Genomic DNA, 24,534 nt, shown 5'->3' on the forward strand with positions numbered 1-24,534 from the left:
CTTTGCCTCCGGGCTTTTCGTGATAAACGAACCTGATGAACGGGGGTTCTCGCATCATCGATCTTCGGCCCAATGGTCGCCCGAAACCCGGCGACGCGCCGCGCGGGGATCTGCTGCCCGATCCGCAAGCCCTGTCGTCCGATGCGGAAACCATGCCCATGCAGACTCTCTCCCACCCCGACGACTTTACCGACGAGGAAGTGCCGCGCCGGCCTTTCCCATGGCTCATCGTGGTCGGCGTGGTGCTGTCGCTGGGCTGGATCGGTGTGATGACGGCGCTGTGCTGGTCGAGCCTGCTCGACGCCAGGCCCATCGAAGTCGTACTTTTCCTTGGCGCACTCTGTGTGCCGCCTACGCTCGTCGGCATTCTCTTGCTGCTCGCGCTGCGCACCAGCACCGCCGAAGCACGCCGCTTTGGACGGACCGCACAGGCGATGCGCGCCGAGGCCGCCAATCTCGAACGCACGGTCAACCGGCTCTCGACGCGGATCGACGATCACCGGATCCAGCTGACCGAGCAGACCGAATGGCTCGGCACGCTCGGCGATACCGCGGTGGCGCGGCTCGCAGGGGTCGGCAACGGCCTGCGCGACCATATTGCCTCGGCGGATTCGCACGCGACAACGCTCGCCAAGGCTGCCGAAAATGCGCAGACCCGGCTCGACGTCCTGCTCGCGCTGCTACCGCGCGCGCATGGCGAAACCGATGCGCTCGCGCAGGTGCTCAAGGCGACCGGGATCACCGCGAGCGAACATGCCGCAGCGCTCGATGCGCAATTGTCCGCGCTCGCCGAACGCGGTCGTGAAGCCGACGCGGTCGCCAATGGCGCTGCGCAGAAGCTCGCTGCGCACATCACGCGGATGGAAGCGACCAGCGAAACCGCCGGCGCGCGGCTCGAACAGGTGACGGGCGACATGTCGCTTGCGGTCGACGGGCTCCTCAACCGCACCGCCGACGCGATCGACGAATCCCGCCGCGGCATCGCGGCGCAGGGCGATGCGCTGCTCGCGATGCTCGGCACGAACCAGGCCGCGCTCGAGCGCGTCGCGCATGACAGCGCCGATGGCCTCGCATCGCGGATCCACGAGATCGAATCGCTGATCGAACACGTTGCCGCGCGGCTCGATGCCCAGCGCGGCACGGGTGGCGAAATCTTTGCCGAGCTCGACCACGGCATCGCGCACGTCTCCGGTCGGTTCGATGCGCTGCACGCACAAGGCATCGATCGCAGCCAGGCGTTGGCCGCATCGATCGGCGCGCTCGGCGGCTCGGCGCACGCGATGACCGAAGCCTTGCGGCTCGGCGATACCGTTGCCACCACCGCGATCGAGACGACCGAGCGACTGCTGCTCGCGCTCGACGCCGCCGCGCGTGAGATCGACGAGACGCTGCCCGATGCGCTCACACGGCTCGACACCAAGGTCGCCGATACGCGCCGCCACGTCGGTGCGACCAAGCCCGAACTGCTCGCGCTGGTCACCGCCGCGGAAAGTACGCACGATGCGATCGAGGCGATCGCGCATGTCGTCGCCAATCAGCGCGACACGGTCGACAAGCTCGCCGGCACGCTGATCGACACGCTCAGCGACGGCAAGCTCAAGGCGGATGCGCTGGGGCAGATGGTCGACGACACGATCGGGCAGACCAACCGCTTTGCCGACGAAGCCGCACCGCGGCTGGTCGAAGCGCTGCTCCGCGTCCGCGATACCGCGAGCGCCGCCGCCGATCGCGCGCGCGAAACGCTGGCGAGCGTCATCCCCGACGCGGCGCTGGCGTTTGAGCAGCATAGCGCCGCCGCGGTCGAACGCGCCGCCACGCGCGCGGTGCAGCAACAGCTCGCCGCCATCGCCGACGCCGCCGACGCCGCTGCCGATACGGCCGCGCGCGCGTCGGAGCGGCTGGAACATCGGGTCGCGGCCCTGTCCGATGCGTCCGCGATCCTCGAGACGCGGTTCGAGGACGACCGGCTCGAGCGCGAGGCAGCTGACCAGAATTCGATGGCACGCCGTGTGTCGTTGCTGATCGAGGCGCTCAACTCGGCATCGATCGACATCGCCAAGACCTTTGCGGCGGATGTCTCCGACAGCGCCTGGTCCGCCTATCTCAAGGGCGATCGCGGTGTCTTCACCCGGCGCGCGGTCCGGCTGCTCGATTCGACCGAAGCGCGCGAGATCGTCCATCTCTATGACGAAGATGACGGGTTCCGCGAGCATGTGAACCGCTACATTCACGACTTCGAATCGATGTTGCGCGCCATCCTGTCGGGCCGCGACGGGTCGCCGCTCGGCGTCACCCTGTTGTCGTCGGATATGGGGAAGCTCTACGTCGCGCTGGCGCAGGCGATCGAGCGCCTGCGGACCTGAACGCGGACACGTCCGCTTGATCCAAGACCGGCGGACTTGGTCAGCCGATCCGACGGCCGAAGCCCTGACGGCGCTGGACCACGGGATTGCCTTCAGCCTCGAGGATCGTCAGCGTCCGCTGGAACAACCCCCGCAACGCGGCGACTTCCGCGATGGCTTCGTCCGGCGTATCGCGGCTTTCGACGCAATCGCGGGCGACGACTTCGATCTTTTCGGCCAGCGCCCCGAGCGGCTCGGCACCGAACTGACGCGCCTCGCCTTTCAACGTGTGCGCTGGAATCACCAACGCCGCGGCATTCTGGGCGCGCATCGCGGCCTCGATCGCGGCGACCGACTTGACGCCGTCCTCCCGGAAATACCCGAGGATGCGGACAAATCCGGTACCAAGCTCGCTTCGCGCCTTCGCGAAGGCGACCCAGTCGATCAAGTCTCTGTCGTCGAGTGACACCGTCGTCTCCCCCGGACACGTCCACCGCGGACGTGTAGGTCATGCGTTCGATGTAGCGAGATACCGTAAACGAGGCGTTGACGCCGGTGCAGATTATTGACGCTCGCGCCTGTTTCCCGTTGAACTGCCACGAATAATCTCACGAGAGAGGATCGCCAGAAACGCGAGGGCCCCGCCCCCGAGGATCGGGAGCGGGGCCATTATTCGGTCCCGAACTGGCTTACGCCAGCGCGGTTTTCCGGTCAGCAACCGTTCTTGCGGTTCTGCGCAGCGTCATGCTTCTTGTCGAGGTGACGCCCGAGCAGCGCACCGCCGACACCGCCTGCGACCGTCCCGAGCGTACCGCCGCCAAGCACGTTGCCGAGGACCGCGCCACCGGCACCACCCGCGATCGTTCCGGTCGTGCCGCTGCTGCGCTTGCAGTCCTGATACCGGCGCGAGTCACGGCCACGGTAGTTGCGATCACGATAATCGCGGTCCCGATAGCCATCACGGTAACCGTCGCGGTCACGATCCTGCGCTGCGAGAACCGGACCGGGGAGCGCCACTGCTGCTACCATCACTGCCATCAAAAACTTCTTCATGAGCTTTTCCTCTGTCTCAAAACCTGTGGCCGGATAACTGTCCAGCCTTCCAAAAGTTCATTTGGACGCTGCTCGCTTAATCCGCCATGTATCGGTCAAACCGCTCGCGCCACGCCGGATGCCAGCGGGACAGTGCCGGACGGTTTTCCACCAGATCCCCCGCCGCCCACAGCATGCGCTTGCGATCCTGCTCGGGCGTCGTCTCGTTATCGGGGCACAGCAGATAGAAATCTCCCGCCGCAATCCCGTCGAGCATGAAGGCGACGACCTGATCGGCCGACCATGCACCCGCCGGCTGCTCGGTTGCGCCACGCGCGGTCATGCCGGTGAAGGTGTAGCCAGGGATCAGCAGGTGCGCGGTGATACGGTCGCCGCTTTCCTGCCGCAACGTATGGGCGAGTCCCTCGGTCAGCGCTTTCACGCCTGCCTTGCTGACGTTGTACGCGGTGTTTCCGGGCGGCTGGGTGATTCCCTGCTTCGACCCGGTATTGATGACGAGCCCGGGCTGGCCGTGCGCGATCATCGCGGGGACGAAGCTCTGCACCCCATGGACGACGCCCATCAGGTTGACGCCGAGCACCTGCTCCCACGCCGCCGGATCCGCGAGCACGTCGCCACCGGCGCCGACCCCGGCGTTGTTCATCAGGACCGATACCGCGCCATGCCGCTCCGCGATCGTGTCGGCGAGCGTGGTCATCGCCGCCCGATCGGCGACGTCGGTCGCCATCGCGACCGCGCCGTCGATCGCGGCCGCCGCTTCGTCCAGAGCGGCACCCGGCCGATCGACGATCACGACGCGGAGGCCAAGCCCTGCGAACGCTTTCGCCGCCGCAAGCCCGATGCCGCTCGCCCCGCCCGTGATGACCGCGAGATTGCTTGCAGAAAGCGCGCTCACAGGTTGAGTGCCGCCATCTGCGGCGCGGCGTAGCGCGTTCCCGTCGCCGCGCCGGGCGGGAGGATCGCATCGATCCGCGCCAGATCGTCCGCGCTCAGCTCGACGTCGAGCGCATCCAGATTCTGCTCGAGATACGTCCGCCGCTTGGTGCCGGGAATCGGCACGATATCGTCGCCCTGCGCGAGGACCCAGGCGAGCGCCAGCTGCGCCGGCGTGCAGCCCTTGTCGCGCGCCATGTCGGCAATCGCATCTGCCAACGCGAGGTTCTTGGCGAACGCCTCGCCGTGGAAGCGCGGGTGATTGCGGCGCGTATCGCCCTCGGGGAGGTCGTCCGGGGTCTTGAACTGGCCGGTCAGGAAACCGCGTCCAAGCGGCGAATAGGGAACGAACCCGATCCCGAGTTCGCGCACCGTCGGCAGCAAGGTTTCTTCGGGATCACGCGTCCACAGCGAATATTCGGTCTGGAGCGCGCTGATCGGGTGGACCGCATGCGCGCGGCGGATCGTCTCGGGCGCGGCTTCCGACAGGCCGAGATACTTGACCTTCCCTTCCTTCACCAGGTCGGCCATTGCGCCGACGGTCTCCTCGATCGGCACGTCGGGGTCGACACGATGCTGGTAATACAGGTCGAACAGGTCAAGCCCGGTGCGCTTCAGGCTCGCATCGCACGCCTGGCGGACGTATTCCGGGCGGCCGTTGATCCCCTGGAAGCTGCCGTCCGCACCGCGCACGTTGCCGAACTTGGTCGCGACCTTGATCCATTCGCGCCGGTCGCGGACGACCCGACCGATGAGTTCCTCGTTACGCCCGACGCCGTACATGTCGGCGGTGTCGAGGAAATCGACCCCAAGGTCGATCGCGCGGTTGATCGTCGCGGCGGATTCGACGTCATCCTGCGCGCCGTAAAAGTCCGACATGCCCATGCAGCCGAGCCCGAGCGCGGACACTTCCAGGCCTTGTGATCCGAGTTTGCGCATTTCCATCAGCGATCTCCTTGGCTGGGCATCAAGCGCCCACGCCGTCGACCGTCCAATGTTCCGCCCAGCAAAGGGTTGCAGGATGTGTTGGGGCCTTTCGTAGCCCCTCCCCTTCAGGGGAGGGGTTGGGGTGGGGCAGTCCAGCAGTGCATTACTCTCTGCGAGGCACTTCCCCACCCCCAACCCCTCCCCTGAAGGGGAGGGGCTTAAAGTTGTATCACCCCTCCACGACGCCCCGGTCAGTCGCAACAACCTCGACAATGTCCAGCGCAAACCCCCGCCACCCGCGCATCTTAGACGCCTCTCCGGCGGCCGCAGTCTTGCGCTTCGCCTCGACAAGCGACTTGGTGTGCCCCCAGAAAACCTCGCTCTTGCCGTTTTCGAGCGTCGCGACGATCCGCCAGTAATGCGTGAAGCCGCTGGTCGTCGGCCCGATCGTCTTGACGTAGCCATCGGGGAGCGTTGCGGTGAGGTACGTGCGCTTCTTGGCCATGAACTACTCGCCTAGACCTCTTGATGTTTCCCCGCGAAGGCGGGGATCCAGAGTTACAAACGGACCGCTCAGGAACCCTGGGCTCCCGCCTACGCGAGAGAACCAAAGCGCAGCCGCTCCGCATGCCAGGCGACATGGTCAGCCATGAAGGTCGAGATGAAATAATAGCTGTGGTCATACCCCGGCTGCATCCGCAACGTCAGGTCGATCCCCGCCTCCTCGCACGCCGCCCGCAGCAATTCCGGGCGAAGCTGTTCTGCGATGAAATTGTCCGCCTCCCCCTGATCGACGAGCAGCGCCGGCACCCGCGCGCCATCTTCGATCAAAGCGACCGCATCGTGCCGCCGCCACGCAGCCCGGTCATCCCCGAGATACCCGCCGAGCGCCTTCTGCCCCCACGGCACCTGCGACGGCGCGACGATCGGCGCGAAGGCCGACACGCCCGCAAAACGATCCGGGAAGGTCAGCCCGATCGTCAGCGCGCCGTGGCCGCCCATCGAATGCCCCATGATCCCCTGCCGCGTCATATCCGCCGCGAACGTCTCGCCGATCAGCGCCGGAAGTTCCTCGGTGACATAAGTCCACATCCGGTAATGCTCCGCGAACGGCGCCTCGGTCGCATCGATATAGAAGCCCGCGCCCAGCCCGAAGTCATACGCCCCGTCCAAATCGTCCGCCACGCCCTCCCCGCGCGGACTGGTATCGGGCGCGACGAGCATCATGCGGTGCTTCGCGCAAGCCGCGCGGAATTCGCCCTTTTCGGTTACGTTCGCCTGGGTGCAGGTCAGCCCCGAGAGGAACCACAGCACCGGCAGCGTTTCGCCCTCGGCATGGTCAGGGACGAACACCGAGAAGGTCATCTCGGTCCCCGTTGCGGTCGAGGCGTGGCTGTAGACGCCCTGCACCCCACCATGCGCCTTGACCGCGGAAACGGTTTTCACCGCCGCCATCAGAACAGCACAACGCTGCGGATGCTTTCGCCCGAATGCATCAGGTCGAAGCCCTTGTTGATCTCGTCGAGCGTCAGGACGTGCGTGATCATCGGGTCGATCTCGATCATCCCGTTCATGTACCAGTCGACGATCTTCGGAACGTCGGTCCGCCCCTTGGCGCCGCCAAACGCGGTCCCGCGCCAGTTGCGCCCGGTGACGAGCTGGAACGGCCGCGTGCTGATTTCCTTGCCCGCTTCCGCGACGCCGATGACGATCGACGTGCCCCAGCCGCGATGGCATGCCTCCAAAGCCTGCCGCATCACGGTCGTGTTGCCGGTGCAATCGAACGTATAGTCCGCACCGCCATCGGTCAGCGCGACCAGATGCGCGACGAGGTCGCCGCTGACGTCCTTGGGGTTGACGAAGTCGGTCATGCCGAAGCGCCGGCCCCATTCCTCGCGATCCGGGTTGATGTCGACGCCGACGATCTTCGCCGCGTCCGCGAGCCGTGCGCCCTGGAGCACGTTGAGCCCGATCCCGCCGAGCCCGAACACGATCACCGTATCGCCGACCTCGACCTTGGCGGTGTTGACCACCGCGCCGACGCCCGTCGTCACGCCGCAGCCGATGTAGCAGCTCGTCTTGAACGGCGCGTCCTCGCGGATCTTCGCGACCGCGATTTCGGGGAGGACGGTGAAGTTCGAAAAGGTCGAGCAGCCCATGTAATGGTAGATCGGCTGGCCCTTGTAGCTGAAGCGCGTCGTGCCGTCGGGCATCAGCCCCTTCCCCTGCGTCGCGCGGATCGCGGTGCACAGGTTGGTCTTGCCGCTGAGGCACGACTTACACTGGCGGCATTCCGGCGTGTAGAGCGGGATGACATGGTCGCCCGGCTTGACCGAGGTGACGCCCGGCCCGACTTCGCGGACGATTCCTGCGCCCTCATGCCCCAGCACGCTCGGGAACAGCCCCTCGCTGTCGAGCCCGTCGAGCGTATAGGCATCGGTATGGCAGATGCCGGTCGCCATGATCTCGACCAGCACTTCGCCCGCCTTGGGCCCTTCCAGGTCGAGCTCGACGATCTCGAGCGGCTTCTTGGCTTCGAAGGCTACGGCGGCGCGGGTCTTCATGGCATACTCCGGTGTCTTGGCGTGCCGCTTATAGGGGAGCGGGGCGTGCCATAAAGCGCGGAGTTGGGCTGGGGTTGCAACCTTCCTCTGCGGCGCTTCCCGATCTGCCTTTCTATCCCCTTCCCCGGCGAAGGCCGGGGCCCAGAAGCGGGCCATCGGCACTTCACGTGCTGCGCTTAGTTACCGCGACCTCCACTCCTGGGCCCCGGCCTCCGCCGGGGAAGCAGAGACAGAAACAGAAGCGCAAGCAGGCAACCCGAGCCTTGTATCATTTGACAACCCTCCGCCCCCGTCCCTATCGGCGCAGACCGGCCGAAGGGCCGTAGATCAGGACTCGAAACAGCAAATGCCAAGCGACAGTAGTCGAATGTACGCGCCGTCGGAGGCGTTCGGCCGAGCCTGATACGATCAGTCTCGCCCCGGGCGTCGTCGACGGCGTCCGAACGAGGTGAGACCATGCGTGAAATGCCCCAGATTGCCCGGGCCAACACCGCCTGGATCGGCCGTCCCTTCTCGCGCTACTGGCGCGCGACGACGCCGAGCTGGGCCGATGCGATTGCGTTCCTGTTGCTGGCAGCCCTTGCGGTGCTCGTCGCCAAGGGCGCGGCGGGGGTCGCGCAGCCGCTGTCCGAGCTCAACATCGATCCCGTCGCGCTCGACCCGTGGAACCTGCCCGGCTATGCGCTGCGCACCACGCTGCGCATGTTCGCCGCACTCGGCGCGTCGCTTCTGTTCACCTTCGTCGTCGCGACGCTCGCCGCCAAGAGCAAGCGCGCCGAGATGATCATCGTCCCCGCGCTCGACATCCTCCAATCGGTGCCGATCCTCGGGTTCCTGACCTTCACCGTCACCTTCTTCATGGGGCTGTTCCCGGGGCAGCAGCTCGGCGTCGAACTCGCGGCGATCTTCGCGATCTTCACCAGCCAGGCGTGGAACATGGCGTTCAGCTTCTACCAGTCGCTGCGTTCGGTCCCGAGCGATCTGGCCGAGGTGTCGCAAGGCTTCGCTTTGTCACCGTGGCGCCGGTTCCTGCGGCTCGAGCTGCCCCTCGCGACGCCGTCGCTGGTGTGGAACGCGATGATGTCGATGTCGGGCGGCTGGTTCTTCGTGGTCGCGTCGGAAGCGATCAGCGTCGGCAATACGCGGATCATGCTGCCGGGGATCGGCTCGTGGCTCGCGCTCGCGATCGACCGGCAGGATTTCCGCGCGGTCGGCTGGGCGGTGGCGGCGATGGCGGTGGTGATCCTGCTGTACGACCAGCTCGTCTTCCGTCCGGTCGTTGCCTGGGCGGACCGCTTCCGCTTCGAACAGACCGCGTCGCAGGATGCGCCGGGGAGCTGGGCGTATGACGTGTTCCGCAAGGCGCGGCTGCTGCCGGTGCTGTTCGCGCCGCTGACGGGGCTGGTGCGGCTGCTGAGCGCGCTCGACCGCGCGCCGACGCGCGCACAGCGCAGCGTTCGCGCCACCCCGCGCAGTCCGGTCGGGCAAGCGGTATGGATCGCGGTCGTCGCGGTCACGCTCGCCGCCGCGGCGTGGCTCGTGCTCGGCTATGTCGCGCGGCATCTGGCGTGGCAGGATGCGTTCACCGCGTTCGGGCTAGGGATGATCACCATGGCGCGTGTCCTCGTGCTGATCGCGCTGGCGAGCCTGGTGTGGGTGCCGATCGGCGTGTGGATCGGCTTGCGCCCGCGCTGGGCCGAGCGGCTCCAGCCGGTCGCGCAATTCCTCGCCGCCTTTCCCGCCAACGTGCTGTTCCCGTTCGCGGTGATCGCAATCGTCCACTGGCACCTGAACGTCGACGTCTGGCTGTCGCCGCTGATGGTTCTCGGCACGCAGTGGTACATCCTGTTCAACGTCATCGCCGGCGCGAGCGCGATCCCCAACGATCTGCGCGAGGCGGCGGGGATGTTCGGCGTGCGGCGCTGGCAATGGTGGCGGCAGCTCGGCATCCCCGGGATCTTCCCGTATTATGTCACCGGCGCGCTGACCGCCTCGGGCGGATCGTGGAACGCGAGCATCGTCGCCGAAGCGGTCTCGTGGGGGAGCGAACGGCTCGAGGCGCACGGGCTCGGCAGCTATATCGCCAAGGCCACCACCGCGGGCGATTTCCCGCGCGTGACGCTCGGCATCGCGGTGATGTCGGTCTTCGTGATCGGCTTCAACCGGCTGCTGTGGCGCCCACTCTACGCCTATGCCGACCGCCGCCTGCGCCTCGCCTGACACCGTTTCCCGCGTATTCTAGGAGCCGATCACCATGGCCACCCTCGCCTCGCTTGCCCCCGCCCGCCCTCTCGTCGAAATCGAGCATCTGACGCATCGCTACGGCAAGGGCGGGACAAGCGGCGCGCTGCTCGTGCTCGACGATGTCGCGCTGACGTTGGTGGAGAATGAAGTCGTCGGGCTGCTCGGCCGCTCGGGCTCGGGCAAGTCGACCCTGCTGCGCTCGATCGCGGGGCTGATCCAGCCCGATGAGGGAGCGATCGCGTTCGTTCCGGACGAAGCTGGCGAAGCCCCGAGCGTCAGCATGGTGTTCCAGACCTTCGCGCTGTTCCCGTGGCTGACGGTGCTGCAGAACGTCGAACTCGGCCTAGAGGCGCAGCGCGTGCCCGCGGAGGAACGCCGCACCCGCGCGCTTGCCGCGATCGACCTGATCGGGCTCGACGGGTTTGAGAACGCGTATCCCAAGGAATTGTCGGGCGGGATGCGCCAACGCGTGGGCCTCGCGCGCGCGATCGTCGTCAATCCGTCGCTGTTGCTGATGGACGAGCCCTTCTCCGCACTCGACGTGCTGACCGCGGAGACGCTGCGCACCGACCTGCTCGACCTGTGGGCGGAGGGGCGGATGCCGATCAAGGCGATCCTGATCGTCACGCACAATATCGAGGAGGCGGTGCTGATGTGCGACCGTATCCTCGTCTTCTCGTCCAACCCCGGCCGCGTCGCCGCCGAGATCACGGTCGACCTGCCGCAACCGCGCGACAGGCTCGACCCGGCGTTCCGTGCGCTGGTCGACGACATTTACGCGCGCATGACCGCGCGGCCCGCGCCCGAGCCAGCGCATGACGGCGTGTTCCCCGGCTCCGGGATCCAGATGGTCCTGCCCCGCGTGTCGACCAACGCGCTGGCCGGGCTGATGGAGGAAGTCGACTCTGCGCCGTTCGATGGCCGCGCGGCGCTGCCCGATCTCGCGGACCAGCTCCAGCTCGAGATCGACGAGCTGTTCCCCATGGCGGAAACGCTTCAATTGCTCCGCTTCGCCGATCTGCAGGGCGCGGACATCCAGCTTACCGCCGCCGCTCGCCGCTATGTCGAGGCGGACGTCGACGACCGCAAGGCGATGTTCGCCCGCGCGTTGCTCGCGCACGTGCCGCTCGCGCAGCACATCCGCCGTATCCTCGACGAACGCGCGGGGCATGTCGCACCCGCACGGCGGTTCCGCGATGAACTGGAGGATCACATGTCCCCAGACTATGCCGACGAGACGCTCCGCACGGTGACGCACTGGGGCCGCTATGCCGAGGTCTTCGCCTATGACGAGGACGACGATCGCTTCTCGCTGGAAGACGCGGTGTAAGCGCCGTGCTTCAGGTGGTCGGGGCGGCGGGCGCGGGCAATTGCGCCACTGCCTGGAAATTCTGCTGCAATGCCTGCGCGGACTTGGTCGCATCGTGCCGCGCCTCGATCCGTCGACGGCCTTCCGCGCCCAGCGCCATCAACGCCTCGGGCGAGGACCGCAGCGCCGATCGAAGCGCGTCGGCGATCGCTTCGACCGACCCCGACGGGAAGATCCAGCCGCATCCGCCGTCGACCAGTTCGGGGATTCCCGCGATCGTCGTCGTCAACACCGGGCGTCCCAGCGCGAACGACTCCATCAACACGATCGGCAGCCCCTCGGCGTAGCTCGGCAGCAACAGCGCCGAGGACCGCGCGATCGCGCTGCGCACGCCAGCCGCATCTGCCCAGCCGAGAATGCGGACATGGTCCTGCACGCCGTGCCGCGCGATCTCGGCTTCGATTTTCGGACGATCTTCGCCGTCGCCGATCAGGTCGACCATGACGTGGGGGAATTCCTCGCGGACCAGCGCGACTGCGGCCGGAATCAGCGTCTGCGCCTTGTTCGGGCAGAGCCGCCCGACGCACACGAAGCGGCCGGCCTCGCCGGGTTCGCGTAACGGCGTGAATCGGGTCAGATCGATGCCGCACGGGATGATCTCGACCTTGTCGGCATCCCGAGCCGCTTCTTCCAGGATACGGCCACGGCAATAGCGCGTGATCGCGACCGTGAAGGCGGAGTCCGCAACCTTCCGGCCAAGCGCATTCTGTTTTGGCTCGACCAGTTCGTCGGGGCCGTGGACGGTGAAGCTATACGTCGGCCCGCCCAGATGCCGCGCGAGTAGCGCGACCGTCGTGGCATTGGTCGAGAAATGGGTGTGGACATGGTCGATGCCGAGCGCGCGGGCGCGCCGCCGCAGGTAGATCGCCTGCAGCAGGTAATTGACGTTCTTCGCCAGCCCGCCGCTCGACTGCCCAAGCACGTGGCGAAACACGGGCAACGCTCGCATCATCCCCGGAAGATTGACCAGCGGCTCGAGCAGCGCCGCGCCGATGAGCCGAGCGACGTTCCCGGTCAGCAGATATTCGGTCCGATGTTGTTCCGCGATATCGTCCGGATCGAGCAACTGCCCTTCCCAATGCCGCACCGCGAATCGCTTCACCGGCTGGCCGAGCGCCTCGAGCTGTTCGATCTCGCCCCGGATGAACGTCGTGCTCGTCATCGGATAGGAATTGAGCAGATAGGCAAGCTTCATCGACGATCGTCCCGGGCCGCGTCCAATACCCGCATCACGTCCAGCGACAGCTGCAACGGCAGGACCGGGCTCTCCTGTGCACCGGCGCGGTAAAGATCCCGGAAATGCTCGAGTTCGGGGACGTACGGGCTACGCCCGAACGGAACGAAGCGGTTTTTCCGTAGTCGCGCCAGACTGGCGAGACGCCGCACCAACGGGCGCTCCTTGAGCGCGTTGCGAGTCCCGGCCGACGCCGCAGGGCGCTCCGGCAGGCCGGCGGTTTCCGCCATGACCTGCTCGGCCGACAGTAACGGTGCCGACACCGTCACCGCGCCGCGGTCGCCCGAGATCGTCATGCTGTTGCCAAGCAACGTCGTCAGCGAGGCGGCAAGCTGGGACGTCGCGCCCCCGGCATGCGTCAGCAGCAGCGCCGCCTCGGTATCGATCCCGGCGGCATCGCGCGTGATCGTTGCGCGGCTATGCTCGATCGGGCCGAGCGCAAGCCGGGCGAGCGTGACCAGATAGATCGCGCGATCGAGCAGCACGCCGCCACCGGCTTCGGCATACAGGCCCGGATGGCTGGTCGCCGAGGCGGGATAGCCGAAACTGGCGGAGAGATGCCGTACCGTTCCAAGGCCACCCGACGCTGCCTGGTCGAGCGCAACGCGAACGGCCGGCAGGAACGGCGTAGCGACCGCCTCCATGAACAGCTTCCCGGTCCGTCGGGCCGCCGCAGCCACCCGCTCGGCCTCTCGCACATCGACCGCGAACGGCTTCTCGCCGAGCACCGCCTTGCCCGCTTCTAGCGCGCGGATCGCGACATCGGCATGGTCCGCGGTGCTGTTGCCGATATAGACCATGTCCACCGCCGGATCTGCGAGCACGGCGTCGAGCGTGCCGTACGCGGTCGCCACCCCCAACGAATCCGCAACCATTCGCGCGCGTTCGGCGGTGCGGGAGCAGACCCCGACGACCTGCATCCCGGAAACATGCCCGATCGCCGCGATCATCGTATGCGCGATATAGCCGGTGCCGATGACCGCGACGCGAATATCATGGGCCATCGCTTATTGACCGGTCCGCTGGCCCGACCACCGTGTCAGGGGCGGTTGGACGAAGCTGGTCGTCATGTGCTGCGCGCCGGTGTTCTCCCCCGCCGACTGGATCGCGAGCGAGACCTCGGTCAGGTGCAGCGCGAAATCGCCCGCCTGCACCGCCTCGCGACCAGCTGCGATCGCATCGAGCATCTCCGCCGGTCCGAGCATGAAGTTCATAGCGGCGGCACCGCGCCGTTTGACCGACGGATGCCGCGTGAACGCCGCGGGCGGCACCTTGCGCGCGACCGGGCTGTTGATCATCCGCCGCCGGATGACGTGTCGCGTGCGAATCCGCACCGGCGCGCGGTTGTTCCAGGCTTCGGTGACGCTCGCGACGCCACGATCGCCGATCACGCGAATGTGGTGGTCATGCGGCGCGAGGATGCTGCACGTCAGCCGCGCGACCACGCCGCTCTCGAAGAACAACGTTGCAGAAGAATAATCCGGCGCGGTCGGCGCACTGGTCAGCGCCGAGACATCCGCCAGCCCGGCCGAGGCGGAAACGGTCGTCCGCACCGGCCCGAACATCGCCATAAGCCACGTCAGATAATAGCCCGCATGTTCGAGCGTGCAGCCGACGACCAGCTCGTCCTCGACCGGCCACGGCGTTCCCGACTCGCTCTTCCACTTGGTCAGCGGTGCCTGCGAGATGTAATCGTCGTCGAGTTCGGCATAGATCAGCTTGGGCACGCCGATCCGCCCCTGCTCGACCGCCATCCGCAACGTCTGCGCCGCCTCGCTCAGCAGGCTGCACGGGGCCGAGGCGATCTGCAGGCCGCGCTCCTTCGCCAGGTGATGGAGCGTGACGGCATCGGCGAAGTCCGTGCTGAGCGGCTTTTCGGAATAGACGTGCTTGCCCGCCTCGAGCGCCAGACGGCTAACCTCGAAATGCGCGTGCGGGTTGGTCAGATTGAGCACCAGCGTCGCCGCACTGCCGAGCGCTGCATCGAGGCTGTCGACTGCGGGCAGATGCCAATAGGTGCAGAACCGCTGCAACCGCTCGGCGTCCTTGTCATAACAGGCGACGACGGTGATGTCGGGAAAGGTGCGCAGCGAGGCCGCGTAGAGATCGGCGACGAAGCCGGTCCCGATGATCGCCACTGTGCCCATGGTATCCCAACTTCGATTAGCATTGGACCGGACGGCCGATGACCGCGGCGTCTACAGCAGCGATTCCGGCTTCGCAATGCAGTGCCGGGCGGGCTGGACAAGGTGTTTCGGAGATCGGTCGGGTCGTTGCAAGACCCGGAAATCGAATGGTGGAGCCGAGGGGGATCGAACCCCTGACCTTTCGCATGCCATGCGAACGCTCTCCCAGCTGAGCTACGGCCCCATCGATGTGCGCGGTCCTGGGCGGGTCCGCGGCGGGAAGGCGTCGCCCCTACCGAGGCCCGACGCGGTTGGCAAGCGCGGAACGACCGCTTGCCCGAAAATCGTTCAAATTTTTCGCCCCGGCCCGTGCACGATCGCACACGGGCCGGGACATCGGATCAATGCTCGTCGTCGACGGCCGGCGCTTCCACGCCGAGATCGTCGTCGCCACCCAGGTCGACTTCGTCGTCGGGCGAGGGCTCCTCGTCTTCACCGGTGTCGATATCCTCGTCGTCGCCGGCGAGATCGTCGTCCTTCTTGACCTGCTCGGGCTTGGCCTGCTCGAACGGCAGCGGCTGCTTCGACTTCAGGATGGGCTCGGGCTCCCAATGCGCACCGCAATTGATGCACGTGACGGGATCGTCCTTGCCCAGATCATAGAAACGGGTGGCGCATTTCGGACACGTACGCTTCGTGCCCCATTCCGGCTGTATCATGGGCCGCTTGACCTTCTTCAAAATTGAATTTGAGAGCTTGCAACGCGAACGTCGCAAAGTGGGGCGCGCCTTGCCATAGCGCAAGCGCACTGTCAAAGCGCAGGGCCGATGCAGCACTCCGCCCCCACCCCGCTCGAATTGGTTCCCTCCGGCCCGCTGGCGGGACGCGTCCGCGTTCCCGGCGACAAGTCGATCAGCCACCGCGCGCTGATGTTCTCCGCGCTCGCGGTCGGCACCAGCCGCGTCGAGGGACTGCTCGAGGGCGAGGACGTGCTCGCCACTGCGGCAGCGCTGCGCGCGATGGGCGCGACGATCGAGCGCGGCGACGATGGCGTATGGACGATCGACGGCGTCGGGGTCGGCGGGCTGCTGCAACCCGCGGGCGCTCTCGAGATGGGCAATAGCGGCACCTCGACGCGGCTGCTGATGGGGCTGGTCGCCAGCCACCCGATCACCGTGACGTTCACCGGCGACGCGTCGCTGTCCAAGCGCCCGATGGGGCGGGTCATCACCCCGCTGTCCCAAATGGGTGCGGAATTCACCGCCAGCCCCGGCGGACGGTTGCCGTTGATGGTGCGGGGCATGTGCCCGGCGATCCCGATCACCTACACCCTCCCCGTCGCCTCCGCACAGGTCAAGTCGGCGGTGCTGCTCGCCGGGCTCAACACCCCCGGGATCACGCGCGTGATCGAACCCGTCGCGACGCGCGACCATAGCGAGCGAATGCTGCGCGGGTTCGGGGCCGATGTCACTGTCGAGCAAACGCCCGAAGGCAAGATCATCTCGCTCCGCGGCGAGGCCGAGCTCAAGCCGCAGCAGATCGTCGTTCCCGGCGATCCGTCGTCCGCCGCGTTCCTCGTCGTCGCCGCGACGCTGGTGCCGGGATCGGACATCGTGGTCGAGAACGTCGGTCTCAATCCGACTCGCGCCGGACTGTTCACCGCGCTGCGGATGATGGGCGCGAGCATCGAGGAATGCGACGCGCGCGACGTCGGCGGCGAACCGGTCGCCGACTTGCGCGTCCGCTATGCGCCGCTGTCGGGGATCGAGATTCCGCCCGCGCTCGCCCCCAGCATGATAGACGAATATCCCGTGCTGTTCGTCGCCGCCGCCTTCGCGTCGGGCACGACGATCGCACGCGGCGCGGAGGAACTTCGCGTCAAGGAATCGGACCGCATCGCCGCGATGGCCGCAGCACTCGGCGCGATCGGCGCGCGGGTCGAAGAGGTCGCGGACGGGATGATCATCCACGGCAGCGGCGGCACCCCCCTCCCCGGCGGCGCGACGATCGCGACGCTGCTCGACCACCGGATCGCGATGAGCCTGGCGGTTGCTGCGCTCGCCTGCGACAAGCCCGTGACGCTCGACGACATGTCGCCCGTCGCCACCAGCTACCCCGCGTTCTTTACCCAGATCGCGCAACTTCAGGGTGCCAAAGACCAATGACTGCTTCGACCGCCGACCTGATCGGCTTCGTCGGCGCGCTGACGATCCTGACCGGCTATGCCTATCAGACGCTGCGCAACGCCGCGCCCGACCTGCTTTCGACCCTGCTCAACTTCGCGGGGGCGTCGCTGCTCGCGTTGTCGCTGACCGTGAATTACAATCTGCCCGCACTGGCGCTGGAGCTCGCCTGGGCGGCGATCGCTGCGTTCGGGCTGGTGCGGATGATGGTCGCACGCCAGGGAGCCAGCGCATGATCATCGCCGTCGATGGACCCGCCGCCTCGGGCAAGGGCACGATCGCGCGTGCATTGGCACGGCATTTCGACCTGCCGTATCTCGACACCGGCCTGCTGTACCGCGCGGTGGCCGCCAATGTCGCCAGCCTCGAACTCGACCCCGCCATCGAGGCGGACGCCGTCGCCGCCTGCGATTTCGACGATTCGCTGCTCGACGACCTCATCCTGCGCAGCGACGAGATCGGGTCGCTCGCCTCGGTCGTCTCGGCGCACCCGCTGGTGCGCGCAGCCCTCTTCCACCGGCAGAAGCGCTTCGCCTATCAGGAGGGCGGCGCGGTGCTCGACGGGCGCGATATCGGCACGGTGATCGCGCCCGACGCGAACGCCAAGCTGTTCGTCCGCGCGACCCCCAACATCCGCGCGAAACGCCGCCACGCCGAGCTGCGCGAGCGCGGATCGACGTTGAGCCTCGACCGCGTTCTGGCGGACATTCGCGCGCGCGACCTGCGGGATTCGACCCGCACAACCGCGCCGCTCGTGCCCGCGCATGATGCTGCCCTCCTCGACACCAGTTTCCTCTCGATCGAGGCCTCGGTGCAGCGCGCGATCGCCATCGTCGAGGCGAGGACCGCCTAGGACCAGTCGTCTTGCCTGAAAGCGCGGTTTGCGCTAAAGGCGTCCGGTCCGGCGGGCGGTGCCCGCGGAGGTCGGCGCGACAGGCATGCCCTCTCGCGCCCTTTTCGCATTACAGCGACTTGCCCACCTCCGCGCAATCCATAACGGCGGATGTCGCGTTCGGCATTCGGCCGTCGCGGCAATATTGGCCAAGACCGCCGGAGACAACCGGCTGGCCGGAACATGATTTAGGAACGCAACACTTTATGGCCACTCAGCCAAACCCGACCCGCGACGATTTCGCCGCCCTTCTCGAAATGACCCTCGGCGGTGCCGACAGTTTCGAAGGCCGCGTCGTCAAGGGCACCGTCACCGGAATTGAAAACGACCTCGCCGTCATCGACGTCGGCCTCAAGTCGGAAGGCCGCGTGCCGCTTCGCGAATTCGCGATGCCCGGCCAGAAGGCAGACCTCAAGGTCGGTGACGAAGTCGAAGTGTTCGTCGACCGCGTCGAAAACGTCCACGGCGAAGCGATGCTGTCGCGCGACCGCGCACGCCGCGAAGCCGCATGGGACACGCTCGAAACCGAATTCGCCAAGTCGGCTCGCGTCGAGGGCGTCATCTTCGGTCGCGTCAAGGGCGGCTTCACGGTCGACCTCAACGGTGCCGTGGCCTTCCTGCCGGGTTCGCAGGTCGACATCCGCCCAGTACGCGACGTCACCCCGCTGATGGATATCCCGCAGCCGTTCCAGATCCTGAAGATGGACCGCAAGCGCGGCAACATCGTCGTGTCGCGTCGTGCGATCCTGGAAGAGACCCGCGCCGAACAGCGTTCGGGCCTCATCCTGTCGCTCGCCGAGGGCCAGATCATTGACGGCGTCGTCAAGAACATCACCGATTACGGTGCGTTCGTTGACCTGGGCGGCATCGACGGCCTGCTGCACGTCACCGATCTGTCGTACAAGCGCGTCGGCCATCCGTCGGAAGTCCTCAACATCGGCGACACCGTCCGTGTTCAGATCATCCGTATCAACAAGGACACGCAGCGCATCTCGCTCGGCATGAAGCAGCTCGAGAGCGATCCGTGGGAGGGTGCAGCCGCCAAGTACCCGGTTGGTGCCAAGCTCACCGGCCGCGTCACGAACATCACCGAATATGGTGCGTTCGTCGAGCTGGAGCCGGGCATCGAAGGCCTCGTTCACGTGTCCGAAATGTCCTGGACCAAGAAGAACGTCCACCCGGGCAAGATCGTCTCGACGTCGCAGGAAGTCGACGTCGTGGTCATCGAGGTCGATCCCGACAAGCGTCGTATCTCGCTTGGTCTCAAGCAGGCGATCAACAACCCGTGGGAGGCCTTCGCTGAGGCGCATCCGATCGGTTCGACCGTCGAAGGCGAAGTCAAGAACGCGACCGAATTCGGTCTGTTCATCGGCCTCGACAATGACGTCGACGGCATGGTCCACATGTCGGACATCGCCTGGGGCGTGTCGGGCGAGGACGCGCTCAACCTGCATCGCAAGGGCGAGGTCGTTCAGGCGATCGTGCTCGACATCGATGCCGAGAAGGAGCGTATCTCGCTTGGCATGAAGCAGCTCGAGCGTGGCGCCCCGGCGGCAGGCACGGTTGCAGCAGGCGGCAATGCATCGTCGGGCCTCAACAAGAACGCGATCGTCACCGTCACGGTGCTCGAAGTGCGTGATGCCGGTCTCGAAGTGCAGGTCGGTGACGACGGCGCGACGGGCTTCATCAAGCGGACCGATCTGGGCCGCGATCGTGACGAGCAGCGTCCGGAGCGTTTCCAGGTCGCACAGAAGTTCGATGCGATGGTGACCGGCTTCGATCGTTCGAAGAAGCCGACCTTCTCGATCAAGGCGATGCAGATCTCCGAAGAGAAGCAGGCCGTGGCACAGTATGGCTCGTCCGACTCGGGCGCGTCGCTGGGCGACATCTTGGGCGCAGCGCTGAAGGCGCAGAACAGCGATACCAAGAAGTAAGACTATTGGGGGATCGTTCTAACGGACGATCCCCCTTAACTTTTGACGTCGTAATTTGCCTTTGTACGTTGGCCGAGTTGCGGTAAATCAAGACCGATGCGGCCTTTCTTCATTCCACAGTGGATATGAAGGTCTTGGGTAAGGGAAGACGATATGATCCGGTCCGAGCTGGTGGAAATGCTGGCGAGCGAGAATCCCGATCTGTCCGCGCGCGATGTCGAAGCGCTGGTGACGACCTTTTTCGATGAAATCAGCAAACGGCTCGCCCTTGGCGGTCGTGTAGAGCTTCGCGGCTTCGGTGCCTTTTCGACCCGTCCGCGAGATGCGCGCACCGGGCGCAACCCCCGCACTGGCGAACTTGTCGCGGTCGAGGCGAAACGCGTGCCGTATTTCAAGCCCGGCAAGGAAATGCGCGTTCGGCTCAACGTCGCCTGACTCGGCTTGACGGCGGTTCTCAAGGAATTGCCGTCTCCGCACGCTTGACGTGGCCCGCGACATCGGCTTGTCGTCTCCGCACGCGGACGTGGCGAAATCGGTAGACGCAGGGGACTTAAAATCCCCCTCTTCGGAGTGCGGGTTCGAGTCCCGCCGTCCGCACCATCCTTTTACGGCATAAGGCCTGGATCGTGGTTCCCCGGCGCGACGGCGGTTGCTCCACGCCGATCGCGGGTAGCGCGATATCGCCGTGAGTGGCACAGTCGCATGATGCCGCCTGTTCCGTTCCGTCCCAGCGTTCGCGCCATATGTGTTCTCCTGCCCGCGTTGCTTGCCGCCTGTTCCGAACGGACCGACGACGGGCCCGTCGTCGTCAGCGCGATCGGCGGCGCGCCAGGCATGGCCGATCCCGCCAGGTCGGTGCTGGATCCCCCTGCCCGCGTCCTGCTCGATGCGACCGCACAGGGTCTCGTCCGATTTGATGCCGCCGGCCAGATCGAACCGGGCGTTGCCGAGCGGTGGAGCGTGATCGACAACGGGATGAGCTACATCTTCCGGCTCCGCGACAGCGAATGGCCCGATGGACGGACCGTCTCCGCGGGTGAGGTCGTGCGCCTCCTGCGGCGGCAGCTCGGCCCGACGTCGCGCAATCCGCTTGCCCCGTTCCTGACTGCGATCGACGAAATCGTCGAGATGACGCCCGAGGTCATCGAGATCCGCCTGAAGCGCCCGCGCCCCGATCTCCTGAAGCTGTTCGCGCAGCCCGAGCTCGCCATTTTCCGCCTCACGGCACCCGGCGGAAGCGGCCCCTACCGGATCGTCGCGCAACGCGGTCCCGTCACCCGCTTGCGTCCGGCGTTCGATCCCTCCCGCGCCGCGGACAATGACGTTGCGGAACCGCCGGCGGATGCCACGATCAAGCTGATCGGCGAGCGGGCCGCGATGGCGATCGCGCGCTTCCGCGCCGAACTGTCCGACGGGGTGCTGGGCGGCGGTTTTTCCGACTGGCCGATCGTGCTCGAAACGCGGATCCCGCCGATCAGCCGCCGGTTCGATCCCGCCGCCGGGTTGTTCGGGCTTGCGATCACCAGTCGCGACGGGGTGCTCGCCGACCCCGCGAACCGTGCCGCGATCGCGCGCAGCGTCGACCGCGCAGGGTTCACCGCCTCGATTTCTCCCGAATGGGCCACGACGACGCAATTGCTTCCCGAGCAGCTCGATTCCGCGGCACCACCGGCGCTCGCGCCCTGGACGCAAGCGCTCGGGCCGAACGACAAGACCCCGCGGGCGACGATCGACGCATGGCGGGCGGCCAACCCGGGGGACATCCGGGTTCGCGTCGCGTTGCCGGCGGGACCCGGCGCGACGATCCTTTACGGCTATGTCGGCGCCGCGCTGCAGTCGCTCGGGATCACCCCCGAACGCGTCGGCCCGGACGCACCTGCCGAGCTCCGCCTGGTCGACGAGGTCGCGCCCTATGACAGCGCACGCTGGTACGTCGCGCGCGCCTGCCAGCCGTGCGGCGGGGTCGCGCAGATCGCGATCGAAGCGGCGCGCGATGCCGATTCCCCGCGGTTGCGGTCGCAACAGATTGCGGCAGCGGATGCGGCGCTCGCCAGCGACGTGGCGTTCATCCCGATCGCCCGTCCGCTCCGCTGGTCGCTGGTATCGACCCGCCTCAAGGCATGGACCGGGAACACCCGCGCGTGGCACCCGTTGAATCATCTCCGCGGCGATACCAATTGAGGTAACATGGTACAGAATACGACACGCATGAGCCCTCCGCCGCTAGGCGACTTCGCCGCGCGCTATGCCGGCAAGGATCCGGCAGCGGTCCGCCAGCGGATCGAGGCGATGGAGCATCTGCTCGAAGGCCTTTTCACGATTCCCGGGATCAACCGCAAGGTCGGCCTCGACGTTCTGCTCGATCTCCTGCCGATCGGCGGCGACATCGTCGGCGCGGCGATGGGAAGCTGGATGGTGTGGGAAGCCCGCAATCTCGGTATGTCCAAAGGCCAGATGGCGCGGATGTTCGGCAATGTCGGGATCGACTTTGCGCTTGGATTGATTCCGTTCATCGGGGCGGTACCCGATTTCCTGTTCCGCTCGAACACCCGCAACCTCAAGATCATCAAGCGCCACCTCGACAAGCACCACCCAGCGCTTGCCGTGATCGACCAGTAGGGCGAGCGATCTAGCTCAGCGCTTTCCCCGCCAGATCTGCACTGGCGTCTCGGGCGAAACGCCGCCCGACCCGGGATGGCACGGCGCGTAGGCAAAGCGCGTGTCGAGGCACAGCCAGAGTTCGTCGAGCCAGCCACGCTTGTTCACGGTGACGCGAATGGCTTCGGCCGGCAGACCCGGGTTGGCGCGTGCGATCGCGCCCGCCACCTGCCCTGCGTTCACCAGGCGGCGCGATAACGCGCGGACATCGGGAAAACGCAACCGGTTGTACAGGCCGGTCGAACGCGCGAAATAGGCATCCGCCGTAATGCCCATGCAGGTGCCATGCTTGGCCCATTCGTGCTGGATCAACTGCGGCGACGGCGTTGCGCACACCGCCCGGCGGATCGTCGCGTCGGGCAGAATGGGCGTAGCAGCGCAATATTGCGGCCATTCCTTGCCAACGCCATCGGGCCAGAGACCGTGGAGCGTGAACCCGAACCGATTGCCGCTGCGGCATTCGAACCGGGCGTTCGGGTCGCGGGCGTTGCTGTGGCAATATTCCGGGGCCCAGGTGAGCGCGAGCGTGTAGCTGCCGATCGGCAGGACCCGTCGGGGCTGGCTTTCCGAGGGAAGATCGGGGTGCGGACGGGCAAGCTGCGCCGGGATGCTGCATTGCTCGCTCTGCGCGGCAGCGACGCCGGGCACCGTGATCATCGCAAGGGCGGTCAGGGCGTGCTTCATGCGACCACCTCGTCGAACCAAAGCGCCGCATCCGGGCGAAACAATTGCCACACGGCAAGGGCGTTGAGCACGAACGCGACAATCATCAGCACCCCGCCGATCCCCGGCTGGGTCGTGCCGGTCCTGAGGCTCGTCACGATGCCGAGGACTCCCAGACCGAAAAACGCGGTGATGATCCATTTCGTCACGACCGAGCGTCGCCGCGCGGTGAAATACCAGAGCGTCAACGTGAGGACGATCGCGATCGCCGTTCCGAACAGGAGGATGTTGCCCCCGAAGGCAGGACCGAACTGCGCCGCGCCCGGGTTTTCCGCCATCCGCTGCAGCGACGAGTTCCACGACAGCGCGGTGTTGACGAGACCCACCGCAGTCGCGCCAAGATAACAGCGTTCGAACCAGATGATCGACACCGGACGTTCCATGATTCGCTTCCCCCCAAAGGCGATGATCGCGGAAGCTTAGCGGCGATCCCGCCAAGCGCAACGCGACGACAGTGGTCAGCGCGAAGGAGCGAAATCGAGCCCGAGGTCGGCGGCGGGGGCGGACTGGGTCAGCCGTCCGACGCTGACGTAGGTCACGCCGGTTTCGGCAATCGCGCGGATCGTGTCGAGCCGCACGCCCCCCGATGCCTCGGTCGGAACGCGCCCGCCGACAATCGCGACCGCCGCACGCAACGTCGTCACGTCCATATTGTCGAGCAGCAGGTGCGTCGCGCCGGCATCCAGGGCTTCCGCAATCTGGTCCAGGGAGTCGACCTCGACGATGATCCGCGCAATCCCGGCCGAAACTGCGCGCGCGACGGCAGGACCGATCCCGCCTGCCACCGCGACATGGTTGTCCTTGATCATCGCGGCATCCCACAGCCCAAGCCGATGATTGGTCGCGCCGCCCATGCGCGTCGCATATTTTTCCAGCCGTCGAAGCCCCGGGATCGTCTTGCGCGTATCGAGCAGTACCGCGCCTGTGCCGGCAATGGCATCGACATAGGTGCGGGTGAGCGTCGCGATCCCCGACAGATGCTGGACGGTGTTGAGCGCGGAGCGCTCCGCGGTGAGCAACGCGCGGGCCTTGCCCGACAGTCGCAGAACGTCGGTTCCGGGAAGGATCCGGTCGCCATCCGCAACCAGCCGTTCGATCACCGCCTCCGGGTCGAGTGCGCGAAAGAACGCCTCGGCGATTGGCAGGCCTGCGACGACGATCGCTTCGCGGCTGTCCATCACGCCAGTGAAACGGGCGGTTTCGGGAATCACGGCCTGCGAGGTGATATCGCCGACGTCGCCAAGATCTTCCGCCAGCGTTGCGGAAACGAAGGCCGGGAGATCGAAGCCCTCCAGGGCGAACGCGGTGGTCTGATCAGTCATGCCTCGCTTTAGCGGCCGAAGCCTCGCGGT

The 24,534-nt window shown here is 66.6% G+C and carries 24 protein-coding genes and 2 tRNA genes; 11 read left to right on the plus strand and 15 right to left on the minus strand.

The window, feature by feature from the left end; all coding sequences use genetic code 11:
* The first annotated feature begins 35 nt into the window (after positions 1 to 35).
* Positions 36 to 2,363, plus strand: a complete 2,328-nt coding sequence (locus RH91_RS16165; protein WP_010164015.1) for a hypothetical protein — start codon at positions 36 to 38, stop codon at positions 2,361 to 2,363.
* 40 nt (positions 2,364 to 2,403) lie between these two features.
* Here the strand turns inward: RH91_RS16165 and RH91_RS16170 are convergent, their stop codons facing one another.
* The 7 genes from RH91_RS16170 to RH91_RS16200 all read right to left on the minus strand — a co-directional run bounded on the left by RH91_RS16170 (position 2,404) and on the right by RH91_RS16200 (position 7,819).
* On the minus strand, positions 2,404 to 2,790 hold the full coding sequence (locus RH91_RS16170) for an Hpt domain-containing protein (protein WP_010164017.1): 387 nt from the start codon (positions 2,788 to 2,790) through the stop codon (positions 2,404 to 2,406).
* A gap of 263 nt (positions 2,791 to 3,053) precedes the next feature.
* On the minus strand, positions 3,054 to 3,395 hold the full coding sequence (locus RH91_RS16175) for a hypothetical protein (protein ID WP_010164019.1): 342 nt from the start codon (positions 3,393 to 3,395) through the stop codon (positions 3,054 to 3,056).
* Positions 3,396 to 3,471: 76 nt separating this feature from the next.
* Positions 3,472 to 4,290, minus strand: a complete 819-nt coding sequence (locus RH91_RS16180; protein ID WP_010164020.1) for an SDR family NAD(P)-dependent oxidoreductase — start codon at positions 4,288 to 4,290, stop codon at positions 3,472 to 3,474.
* A complete protein-coding gene (locus RH91_RS16185; RefSeq protein ID WP_010164021.1) occupies positions 4,287 to 5,273 on the minus strand; it encodes an aldo/keto reductase in 987 nt (328 codons plus the stop codon). Before RH91_RS16185 ends, RH91_RS16180 begins: the two co-directional genes overlap by 4 nt.
* A gap of 211 nt (positions 5,274 to 5,484) precedes the next feature.
* Entirely contained in the window at positions 5,485 to 5,760 is a 276-nt protein-coding gene (locus RH91_RS16190; RefSeq protein WP_010164022.1) for a hypothetical protein, read from the minus strand.
* 89 nt (positions 5,761 to 5,849) lie between these two features.
* Entirely contained in the window at positions 5,850 to 6,710 is an 861-nt protein-coding gene (gene fghA, locus RH91_RS16195) for an S-formylglutathione hydrolase (protein WP_010164023.1), read from the minus strand.
* Complete coding sequence (locus RH91_RS16200; protein WP_010164026.1) at positions 6,710 to 7,819, minus strand: S-(hydroxymethyl)glutathione dehydrogenase/class III alcohol dehydrogenase; 1,110 nt, start codon at positions 7,817 to 7,819, stop codon at positions 6,710 to 6,712. Before RH91_RS16200 ends, fghA begins: the two co-directional genes overlap by 1 nt.
* 465 nt (positions 7,820 to 8,284) lie before the next feature.
* On the opposite strand from RH91_RS16200, the gene RH91_RS16205 reads away from it, so the two are divergent.
* Both RH91_RS16205 and RH91_RS16210 read left to right on the plus strand, forming a co-directional pair.
* A complete protein-coding gene (locus RH91_RS16205; RefSeq protein ID WP_010164027.1) occupies positions 8,285 to 10,039 on the plus strand; it encodes an ABC transporter permease in 1,755 nt (584 codons plus the stop codon).
* Between the two features lie 34 nt (positions 10,040 to 10,073).
* Entirely contained in the window at positions 10,074 to 11,393 is a 1,320-nt protein-coding gene (locus tag RH91_RS16210) for an ABC transporter ATP-binding protein (protein WP_010164028.1), read from the plus strand.
* 10 nt (positions 11,394 to 11,403) lie between these two features.
* Here RH91_RS16210 and RH91_RS16215 read toward each other — a convergent pair whose 3' ends face one another.
* The 5 genes from RH91_RS16215 to RH91_RS16235 all read right to left on the minus strand — a co-directional run bounded on the left by RH91_RS16215 (position 11,404) and on the right by RH91_RS16235 (position 15,511).
* Positions 11,404 to 12,627, minus strand: coding sequence for a glycosyltransferase family 4 protein (locus RH91_RS16215; protein ID WP_010164029.1), 1,224 nt, complete (start codon positions 12,625 to 12,627; stop codon positions 11,404 to 11,406).
* Positions 12,624 to 13,670 (minus strand): Gfo/Idh/MocA family protein, encoded by a 1,047-nt coding sequence (locus tag RH91_RS16220; protein ID WP_010164030.1) that lies wholly within the window; start codon positions 13,668 to 13,670, stop codon positions 12,624 to 12,626. The genes RH91_RS16215 and RH91_RS16220 overlap by 4 nt, the downstream gene beginning before the upstream one ends.
* 3 nt (positions 13,671 to 13,673) lie before the next feature.
* A complete protein-coding gene (locus RH91_RS16225; RefSeq protein ID WP_010164031.1) occupies positions 13,674 to 14,813 on the minus strand; it encodes a Gfo/Idh/MocA family protein in 1,140 nt (379 codons plus the stop codon).
* A 147-nt stretch (positions 14,814 to 14,960) separates the two neighbouring features.
* Positions 14,961 to 15,036: transfer RNA gene (locus RH91_RS16230), tRNA-Ala, on the minus strand.
* Positions 15,037 to 15,193: 157 nt separating this feature from the next.
* Positions 15,194 to 15,511 (minus strand): TIGR02300 family protein, encoded by a 318-nt coding sequence (locus tag RH91_RS16235; RefSeq protein WP_010217256.1) that lies wholly within the window; start codon positions 15,509 to 15,511, stop codon positions 15,194 to 15,196.
* Positions 15,512 to 15,619: 108 nt separating this feature from the next.
* Here RH91_RS16235 and aroA point away from each other — a divergent pair, with 108 nt between their 5' ends.
* From aroA to RH91_RS16275, 8 genes are all read left to right on the plus strand, one after another.
* Positions 15,620 to 16,957 carry a 3-phosphoshikimate 1-carboxyvinyltransferase gene (gene aroA / locus RH91_RS16240; protein ID WP_010164034.1) on the plus strand — a complete coding sequence of 446 codons (1,338 nt, stop codon included), beginning with the start codon at positions 15,620 to 15,622 and terminating at the stop codon, positions 16,955 to 16,957.
* Entirely contained in the window at positions 16,954 to 17,211 is a 258-nt protein-coding gene (locus tag RH91_RS16245) for a CBU_0592 family membrane protein (protein WP_010164036.1), read from the plus strand. The genes aroA and RH91_RS16245 overlap by 4 nt, the downstream gene beginning before the upstream one ends.
* Positions 17,208 to 17,828 (plus strand): (d)CMP kinase, encoded by a 621-nt coding sequence (gene cmk, locus RH91_RS16250; protein WP_010164038.1) that lies wholly within the window; start codon positions 17,208 to 17,210, stop codon positions 17,826 to 17,828. Before RH91_RS16245 ends, cmk begins: the two co-directional genes overlap by 4 nt.
* Before the next feature lie 245 nt (positions 17,829 to 18,073).
* Positions 18,074 to 19,801, plus strand: a complete 1,728-nt coding sequence (rpsA, locus tag RH91_RS16255) for a 30S ribosomal protein S1 (protein ID WP_010164039.1) — start codon at positions 18,074 to 18,076, stop codon at positions 19,799 to 19,801.
* 153 nt (positions 19,802 to 19,954) lie between these two features.
* On the plus strand, positions 19,955 to 20,236 hold the full coding sequence (ihfB, locus tag RH91_RS16260) for an integration host factor subunit beta (protein ID WP_010164040.1): 282 nt from the start codon (positions 19,955 to 19,957) through the stop codon (positions 20,234 to 20,236).
* A gap of 82 nt (positions 20,237 to 20,318) precedes the next feature.
* Positions 20,319 to 20,401, plus strand: a tRNA-Leu gene (locus tag RH91_RS16265).
* Between the two features lie 105 nt (positions 20,402 to 20,506).
* Positions 20,507 to 21,982 carry an ABC transporter substrate-binding protein gene (locus RH91_RS16270; RefSeq protein ID WP_029623987.1) on the plus strand — a complete coding sequence of 492 codons (1,476 nt, stop codon included), beginning with the start codon at positions 20,507 to 20,509 and terminating at the stop codon, positions 21,980 to 21,982.
* 27 nt (positions 21,983 to 22,009) lie between these two features.
* The gene (locus tag RH91_RS16275) at positions 22,010 to 22,420 is read left to right on the plus strand and encodes a DUF4112 domain-containing protein (RefSeq protein WP_010164042.1); all 411 of its coding nucleotides are present in this window, start codon (positions 22,010 to 22,012) and stop codon (positions 22,418 to 22,420) included.
* A gap of 15 nt (positions 22,421 to 22,435) precedes the next feature.
* Here the strand turns inward: RH91_RS16275 and RH91_RS16280 are convergent, their stop codons facing one another.
* From RH91_RS16280 to nadC, 3 genes are all read right to left on the minus strand, one after another.
* Positions 22,436 to 23,143 (minus strand): ribonuclease T2, encoded by a 708-nt coding sequence (locus RH91_RS16280; RefSeq protein WP_010164043.1) that lies wholly within the window; start codon positions 23,141 to 23,143, stop codon positions 22,436 to 22,438.
* Positions 23,140 to 23,565 (minus strand): hypothetical protein, encoded by a 426-nt coding sequence (locus tag RH91_RS16285; RefSeq protein WP_010164044.1) that lies wholly within the window; start codon positions 23,563 to 23,565, stop codon positions 23,140 to 23,142. Before RH91_RS16285 ends, RH91_RS16280 begins: the two co-directional genes overlap by 4 nt.
* Positions 23,566 to 23,640: 75 nt before the next feature.
* Positions 23,641 to 24,504 carry a carboxylating nicotinate-nucleotide diphosphorylase gene (gene nadC, locus RH91_RS16290; RefSeq protein ID WP_010164046.1) on the minus strand — a complete coding sequence of 288 codons (864 nt, stop codon included), beginning with the start codon at positions 24,502 to 24,504 and terminating at the stop codon, positions 23,641 to 23,643.
* Between the last annotated feature and the right edge of the window lie 30 nt (positions 24,505 to 24,534).

The organism is Sphingomonas sp. PAMC 26617 (assembly GCF_000242835.1).
GTDB lineage: Bacteria > Pseudomonadota > Alphaproteobacteria > Sphingomonadales > Sphingomonadaceae > Sphingomonas.

Coding starts and splice junctions, on each gene's coding strand:
- cmk (WP_010164038.1), top strand. CDS start 17,208: ATGATCATCGCCGTCGATGGACCCGCCGCCTCGGGCAAGGGCACGATC.
- RH91_RS16175 (WP_010164019.1), bottom strand. CDS start 3,395: ATGAAGAAGTTTTTGATGGCAGTGATGGTAGCAGCAGTGGCGCTCCCC.
- RH91_RS16210 (WP_010164028.1), top strand. CDS start 10,074: ATGGCCACCCTCGCCTCGCTTGCCCCCGCCCGCCCTCTCGTCGAAATC.
- RH91_RS16285 (WP_010164044.1), bottom strand. CDS start 23,565: ATGGAACGTCCGGTGTCGATCATCTGGTTCGAACGCTGTTATCTTGGC.
- RH91_RS16190 (WP_010164022.1), bottom strand. CDS start 5,760: ATGGCCAAGAAGCGCACGTACCTCACCGCAACGCTCCCCGATGGCTAC.
- nadC (WP_010164046.1), bottom strand. CDS start 24,504: ATGACTGATCAGACCACCGCGTTCGCCCTGGAGGGCTTCGATCTCCCG.
- RH91_RS16165 (WP_010164015.1), top strand. CDS start 36: ATGAACGGGGGTTCTCGCATCATCGATCTTCGGCCCAATGGTCGCCCG.
- RH91_RS16235 (WP_010217256.1), bottom strand. CDS start 15,511: ATGATACAGCCGGAATGGGGCACGAAGCGTACGTGTCCGAAATGCGCC.
- RH91_RS16200 (WP_010164026.1), bottom strand. CDS start 7,819: ATGAAGACCCGCGCCGCCGTAGCCTTCGAAGCCAAGAAGCCGCTCGAG.
- ihfB (WP_010164040.1), top strand. CDS start 19,955: ATGATCCGGTCCGAGCTGGTGGAAATGCTGGCGAGCGAGAATCCCGAT.
- aroA (WP_010164034.1), top strand. CDS start 15,620: ATGCAGCACTCCGCCCCCACCCCGCTCGAATTGGTTCCCTCCGGCCCG.
- fghA (WP_010164023.1), bottom strand. CDS start 6,710: ATGGCGGCGGTGAAAACCGTTTCCGCGGTCAAGGCGCATGGTGGGGTG.
- RH91_RS16245 (WP_010164036.1), top strand. CDS start 16,954: ATGACTGCTTCGACCGCCGACCTGATCGGCTTCGTCGGCGCGCTGACG.
- rpsA (WP_010164039.1), top strand. CDS start 18,074: ATGGCCACTCAGCCAAACCCGACCCGCGACGATTTCGCCGCCCTTCTC.
- RH91_RS16185 (WP_010164021.1), bottom strand. CDS start 5,273: ATGGAAATGCGCAAACTCGGATCACAAGGCCTGGAAGTGTCCGCGCTC.
- RH91_RS16270 (WP_029623987.1), top strand. CDS start 20,507: ATGCCGCCTGTTCCGTTCCGTCCCAGCGTTCGCGCCATATGTGTTCTC.
- RH91_RS16205 (WP_010164027.1), top strand. CDS start 8,285: ATGCCCCAGATTGCCCGGGCCAACACCGCCTGGATCGGCCGTCCCTTC.
- RH91_RS16220 (WP_010164030.1), bottom strand. CDS start 13,670: ATGGCCCATGATATTCGCGTCGCGGTCATCGGCACCGGCTATATCGCG.
- RH91_RS16225 (WP_010164031.1), bottom strand. CDS start 14,813: ATGGGCACAGTGGCGATCATCGGGACCGGCTTCGTCGCCGATCTCTAC.
- RH91_RS16280 (WP_010164043.1), bottom strand. CDS start 23,143: ATGAAGCACGCCCTGACCGCCCTTGCGATGATCACGGTGCCCGGCGTC.
- RH91_RS16215 (WP_010164029.1), bottom strand. CDS start 12,627: ATGAAGCTTGCCTATCTGCTCAATTCCTATCCGATGACGAGCACGACG.
- RH91_RS16275 (WP_010164042.1), top strand. CDS start 22,010: ATGAGCCCTCCGCCGCTAGGCGACTTCGCCGCGCGCTATGCCGGCAAG.